The sequence below is a fragment of the Enterorhabdus sp. P55 genome, assembly GCF_009911695.1.
Lineage (GTDB): Bacteria > Actinomycetota > Coriobacteriia > Coriobacteriales > Eggerthellaceae > Enterorhabdus.
In genome coordinates, this window is the sequence record NZ_QWKK01000140.1 from 1 (window position 1) to 4,685 (window position 4,685).

The 4,685-nt window shown below is 70.5% G+C and carries 2 protein-coding genes; both read left to right on the forward strand.

Going from position 1 to position 4,685, the window contains the following annotated elements; translation table 11 throughout:
• Window positions 1-2,731, forward strand: a 2,731-nt coding sequence (locus D1643_RS09825) for a hypothetical protein (RefSeq protein ID WP_201751081.1), incomplete at its 5' end; no start/stop codon positions are given.
• Between the two features lie 129 nt (window positions 2,732-2,860).
• A complete protein-coding gene (gene dnaB, locus D1643_RS09830) occupies window positions 2,861-4,276 on the forward strand; it encodes a replicative DNA helicase (RefSeq protein ID WP_160710453.1) in 1,416 nt (471 codons plus the stop codon).
• The last annotated feature ends 409 nt before the right edge of the window (window positions 4,277-4,685 follow it).

Consider the following 4,685-nt stretch of genomic DNA (forward strand, 5'->3'; position numbering starts at 1 on the left):
CGCGGGTGCGGATGGCGCTGGCGACGGCGATGCCGGCGCCGGTGACGCGGACGGCTCGGGCGACGGCTCGGGTGACGGCTCGGGCGACGGCGACGGCAGCGGCGAGGCCGTGCCGCCGGGGCCGCCGCTGGCGCCGGTGACGGTCGTCACGCTGCCGGAGGGCGCGGGCTCCTCGGTGGGCTACGTTCCCAACGGCACGACCACGCCCCAGCCGTCGGTGACGCCGGCGCCCCTGGGGGCCAAGGCGTCCACCACCGACGCCCAGGGCATCTACGCCTTCGAGGGGCTGCCGAGCTACCTCCAGCTGGATGCCGCGGGCAATCCGGTTGCCCATGAGGAGCGCGGCGCCGCTGACGACGTGTGCCTCGTGGCGTACCGGGTGTCCCTGGGCGAGCTGAAGCCCGGGTTCGCGCCCAGCCGCTACGACGTGCCCAAGGCAGGCGCGGACGACCAGCGCTACGACTCCGACCTTACCCGCGACGAGGGCGGCCGTCTCGTGCTGGCCGAGCACTTCCTGGACGGCGCGGCTAAGCTGGCGCGCAAGGACGGCTACGTGCTGACGAGCGTGGAGGCCGCGGCTGGCGACGGCCATCAGTACGAGGACGCCTACAAGAGCGTCACCTACGACACCCCCAAGGCGCTGGCAACCCAGCGCGGCGGCGATGCCGGCGTGAAGGAGGTCTCGACCACCCACGTCTCCGGCATCGTGTGGGACGACCTCAACCACGACGGCATCCGCCAGACGGGCGAGCGCGGCCATGCCGGCCAGGCCGTCGTGCGCCTGACCCGCTACTGGTACAAGCCGGAGGGCGTGACCTCGGAGGCGCCTGACGCCGGGACGCCCGATGGGGGAGACCCCGATGCCGGCGCGCCCGGCGGCCCCACGACGCGGGACGCGGATGCGGATGCCGGCCCGGATGCCGGTGACGGCGGCACGGGCGATGCCGGCACGTCCGGTGGCGCGGGCGATGCCGGCACGTCCGGTGGCACGGGCGACGACGATCCGGATGCCGGCCCGGGCGCCGGTGACGGCGACGGTGCCGACGGCCCGGCCGCTGGCGATGGCGCCGACGAGGAGGAGGCCTTCGGGCCCGAGCCGCTGTGGGTTTACGACCGCGCGTTCAACGGCGAGGGCGAGGACGCCTACCCCGACCGCGAGCGCGTGGTTGAGGCCGACGGCACCTACCGCTTCGACGACCTGCCGGCCACGGGCCTCCAGGTGGTCGGCGGCGAGGAGATCCAGGTGGTCTACGGCTACCGCGTGAACCTGGTGGAGCTGCCGGCGGGCTACGACGCCACCCCGCGTGACCGGGGCGGCGACGCGACGGTCGACTCCGACCTCGATGACGCCACCACGCGCCTCATCCCCGACGAGCCGGTGGACGGCCTGATCCTGCTGGCCGTGCGCGAGCAGCCGGGCGAGGCGGCCGAGGTGCTCATCGAGGGCCCGCAGGGCGCCAAGTGGTCGACGGCCACGGTGGAGGAGAGCGAGCATAACGACGCCGGCGTCGCGCCCTTCTCTTCGGCCCTCATCAGCGGCTGGGTGTGGGAGGACGCCGACAAGGACGGCATCCAGCTGGAGGACCTCTCCGACGTGAAGTACCCCGGCATGGTCGTCACGCTCGAGCGGCGCTCCACGTCGCTGACCGACGCGGTGGCCGACGGCTGGCACAGCCGCACCACCGATGGCGTGAAGGGCAGCCATCTCGATCTGAGCGGCGAGCCGCTGGAGAAGGCCCCGCGCACCATCGAGTGGTTCGACCTCGGCCCGGCCGAGGGCCCCGACGGCCCGACCGATCCGGATGAGCCGAACAAGCCCGAGGAGCCGGGCGGGCCCGACGGCCCGGCCGATCCGGAGCCCGGCCCGGATGACGGCCCGGATGGCCCCGACGCGCCGGACGCCGAGGGCGACGAGCCCGGCTTCCCCGACGCGGCTGCCGCCGAGGATGGCCGCCTGGTGATGGACGAGCCCCTGCTGGCCATGGTTCGCGCGCGTCTGGCGGCCGGGGGCTCTGCGGGCGGCAAGGACGACGCCGGCGCCTCCGACAAGAACGACGCCGACGACGATCCGGAGGAGGTCATCGACCCGAACGAGCGCGTCGAGTTCGACGGCATCCTCTCGGAGGGCACGTGGGAGAAGGCCGGCCAGACGGTCACCGACGAGGACGGCTGCTATCGCTTCGTCGTGCCGGTGGTGGACGCCCAGGGCAAGCCCTACCAGTACCGCCTGCGCATGGACAAGCCTGACGGCACCGAGTACGTGCCGCTGAACGCCGGCGACAGCGACGCCCTCGACAACGAGTGGGCGCACCTGAACCTGGTGGGCCAGCGCGTGCCGGAGCACGAGGGCGTCACCGACGTGCTGGCGCCGCTGGGCCGCAAGGCCTCGGGCCCCAACGCCTACGGCCTGACCTACGCGACCTTCGCGCCAGCCAGCTGGGCGCGGCATGAGGACGGCACGGGTAATCCGGTTGACCTGGGCCTTCACACGCCCATCGACCCGGAGGAGCCGGAGGATCCCGATAATCCGCCGAGTCCCGATGACCCGCGCAATCCGCTGACGCCCGACCGGCTGCCGCGCGACCCCAAGCACCCAGTGCTGCTGGGACTTCCCCAGACGGGCGACGACGTGAGCTGGATCCACCTGGTGCTCACGGCGGCAGGGGTTTCGGTGGCCCTCATCTTCCTGGCGCTGCTCTTCGGGCGCCGCAGGGAGGAAGAGGAAGCCTAGCCTTCCCGAGCGGGCGGTCGCGTGAATGCGGCCGCCCGCTTTCTTTTGATGGGGACGCGCGGCGCGGGCGCTCGCCGGGGCCTGCTTGGAGTACCATAGGGAGGTTGCCCGCTGACCCGAAGGATTGCCATGCCCGGACCGCTGCAGAACTCCCACACCACCGCCGATACCCTCGACCCGGCCAAGCGCGCGTCGCTGCCGCAGAACATCGAGGCCGAGCAGTCGGTTCTGTCGGCGTGCCTGCTCAACGGCGAGGCGGTGGAGGAGATCATCCTGCGCCTCAAGCCGGAAAACTTCTTCCGCCCGGCCCATCGCATCATCTTCGAGGCCGTCTACGACCTGACGGTGCGCCGCATCCCCGTGGATCCCATCGCGCTGGCCGACACGCTCCAGGCCAAGGGCCAGCTGGAGGCCGTGGGCGGCAAGGCCTACCTGGTGGAGCTGGCGGACAACACCTTCGCGCTCACCAACTGGCAGCGCCACGTCGACATCGTCAAGCGCAACGCCATCCTGCGCGAGCTGGTCTACGCGGCCGCCGACATCAACGCGCTGGCCTACGACGCCCCCGACGACCTGAACGAAGTAGTCGAGGAGGCGGAGAAGACCCTGTTCAACGTCACGGAGAAGCGCGTCTCCTCAAGCTTCGTCAAGATGGACACGCTCATCACCGACGCCTTCGAGGAGATCACGAAGCTAGCCGAGCAGAAGACCTCGATGGCTGGCGTGCCCACCGGCTTCAGGGACGTGGACGACCTGTTCCACGGCTTCCGCGGCGGCGACCTGGTCATCTTGGCCGCCCGCCCCGGCGTGGGCAAGACCTCCTTCGCGCTCAACCTGGCCGTGAACGCGGCGAAGTCCGGCGCGGCGGTGGCCTTCTTCTCGCTCGAGATGAGCGCGGGCCAGCTGGTGCAGCGTATCCTGTGCGCCGAGGCCCGCGTCAACCTGTCCAAGATCCGCAGCGGCCAGATCGCCGAGGGCGACTGGGGCGCCATCGCCGACGCGTCCAACACCCTTTCCAAGCTGGAGATCTACATCGACGACTCGCCCGGCCTCTCCATCCTGGAGGCCCGCGCCAAGGCGCGCCGCGAGCTGCGCCACGCCTCCGGCCAGGGCAAGGGCCTCATCATCGTCGACTACCTCCAGCTGATGCAGCCGCCGCAGTCGCGCCGCGACGGCAACCGCGCCGTCGAGGTCGGCGAGATCTCCCGAGGCCTCAAGATCCTCGGCAAGGAGATGGACATGCCGGTCATCGCGCTGTCGCAGCTGTCACGTGCGGTGGAGATGCGCGGTAAGAAGCGCCCGATGCTCTCCGACCTGCGCGAGTCGGGCTCCATCGAGCAGGACGCCGACATCGTCATGTTCATCGACCGCTCCATGGACGAGATGGAGGCCGAGAGCGAGGACCGGCCCGACCTGGGGCAGGCCCAGCTCATCGTGGCCAAGCACCGTAACGGCGCCACCCGCGACATCGACCTGGCGTTCAACCCGGAGTACACGCGCTTCATGGACTTCATCGACGACTCGCGTGTGGCCGGCTATATGTAGGAAAACCTGAGAAAATCGCACATATTCCAGGTATTTACGGTTTTTGACTTTACTTTAGGGCCGCAAGGCTCCACACTGCGCTTGTAGTATTTTTTACCTGCATTACTCACGCCCCGGCGCTGTCTAAGAAGAGGGCTGCCACCCGCTTCGAAGAGGTACCCGGTCTGCGGCCCGTTGGATGGGAAATTGCCGCCCGTTAGTTCCGACGACCACCCGCGCATCCGGATATACCACCGGTCTTCGGGTTCCCGACCCGGCTTGCCAAGACCCGGCAGCGCCCTGCGGGCGGCCATTCCTCCATCATCGAGCACTGCGCCCCTAGGGGGCGTTTTTTTGCGCCGCCGCCGTTTTGGCCTCTGCCCTCCGTGCGCACCGTGGCGCCGGCAGCCTCCGGCTGCTGCCCCCCCCC